General features: G+C 46.8%; 2 protein-coding genes. Both read left to right on the top strand.

Annotated elements, in window-relative coordinates; all coding sequences use genetic code 11:
• Positions 1-1,492 (top strand): ABC1 kinase family protein (locus PX481_RS08385; RefSeq protein ID WP_288094344.1); only part of this gene is annotated, 1,492 nt, incomplete at its 5' end.
• 44 nt (positions 1,493-1,536) lie between these two features.
• A partial coding sequence (locus tag PX481_RS08380; protein ID WP_288094343.1) for a PP2C family protein-serine/threonine phosphatase occupies positions 1,537-1,922 on the top strand: 386 nt, incomplete at its 3' end.

The following is a 1,922-nucleotide window of genomic DNA, read 5'->3' as shown; positions in this document are numbered from 1 at the left end:
GATTCGGGAAACCATGCTAGAATTGGGACCGACTTTTATTAAAGTCGGTCAACTGTTCTCCACCCGCGCCGATCTTTTTCCCCTGGAATATGTGGAAGAACTCTCGAAACTACAGGATCAGGTTCCCGCATTTACCTACGAACAGGCCAGCAAAATTATCGAGGTATCCCTCGGTAAACCCCTCAATCAACTCTTTAAAAGCTTTGATCCTATTCCCCTGGCAGCCGCTAGTTTAGGGCAAGTTCACCGGGCCCAACTGAAGACCGGGGAAGATGTGGTGGTCAAAGTCCAACGGCCTGGATTGAAAAAATTATTTAGTATCGATCTGACCATCCTGAAAAAAATCGCCCAATACTTCCAAAATCATCCCAAATGGGGTAAAGGTCGCGATTGGACGGGTATTTATGAAGAATGCTGTAAAATCCTCTGGGAAGAAACGGATTATCTCAACGAAGGTCGCAACGCTGACACTTTTCGCCGTAATTTTCGCGGGGAAGATTGGGTGAAAGTACCAAAAGTCTATTGGCGCTACACCGCTCCCCGGGTTTTAACCCTAGAATACCTCCCCGGCATCAAAATCAGTCATTATGAAGCCCTAGAAGCAGCCGGACTCGATCGCAAATTGTTGGCTAAACTAGGGGCAAAAGCCTATCTAATTCAACTACTCAATAACGGCTTTTTTCACGCGGATCCTCACCCTGGCAATATTGCCGTTGATAGTGATGGCTCCCTAATTTTCTACGATTTCGGCATGATGGGACAAATTAAAACCAACGTGCGCGAAAAATTAATGCAGACTCTCTTGGGAATTGCCCAAAAAGATGCCGATCGCGTGGTCACTTCTCTGGTGGATTTAGGAGCATTAACTGCTAATGGTGATATGGGAGCAGTGCGGCGATCGATCCAGTATATGCTCGATAACTTCATGGATAAACCCTTTGAGGAACAGTCCGTAGCCTCTATCAGCGATGATCTCTATGAAATCGCCTACGATCAGCCTTTTCGCTTTCCCGCTACCTTTACCTTCGTTATGCGGGCATTTTCTACCCTGGAAGGGGTAGGCAAAGGACTCGATCCCGAATTTAACTTTATGGAAGTGGCCCAACCTTTTGCCCTGCAATTAGTAAATGATATGACAGGAAATAATGGCAGTAATATCCTCGATGAGTTAGGACGACAAGCAGCCCAAGTGAGCAGCACCGCCCTGAGTTTACCCCGACGCATCGATGATACGATCGAAAAATTAGAACGGGGTGATATCCGTGTCCGGGTCCGTTCGAGCGAATCCGATCGACTTTTGCGGCGATTGGGTATGATTCAAATGGGAACCAACTATACTTTACTGGTCAGTGCTTTACTTATCTCAGCGACGCTTCTATTCGTCAGTGGTTTTGGTTGGTTGACTTTAGTGCCGATGGCGATTTCCCTGCTGCCGGGGATAGCTCTTGTGAGACTTTGGCGAAAAATTGAACGTCAGGATCGCATGATGTAATTGATTGCGGGATAATAAATATTGTGTTAAAAGCAGAAATTTCGATGAACAATCTTTCTTTTGGAGGAATGACCGATCCTGGTGTAGTGCGATCGGTTAATCAGGATAGTTATTATATCGACCCCGAGCGGCGCTTTTTTATCGTTGCTGATGGTATGGGAGGTCATGCGGGGGGCCAGGAAGCTAGTCAAATCGCCACTGAAACTATCCAAGCTCATCTAGAAGAACACTGGAATTCGCCCCGGGCTGCCGGGGAATTGCTGCAGGAGGCAATTACCGTCGCTAACGAGAAGATTATCGAAGATCAGCTAAAAAATCCCGAAAGACAGGACATGGGGACAACCCTAGTCATGGCTATCTTCCGAGATGATGGCTCTTGGTACACCCATATTGGTGATTCCCGTCTCTATCGCTTTCGTGAGCAAAAATT

It is taken from the genome of Microcystis sp. M53603_WE2 (assembly GCF_030065435.1).
Note: the sequence above shows the minus strand (reverse complement) of the source record. Positions and strands in the feature narration are given on the sequence as shown.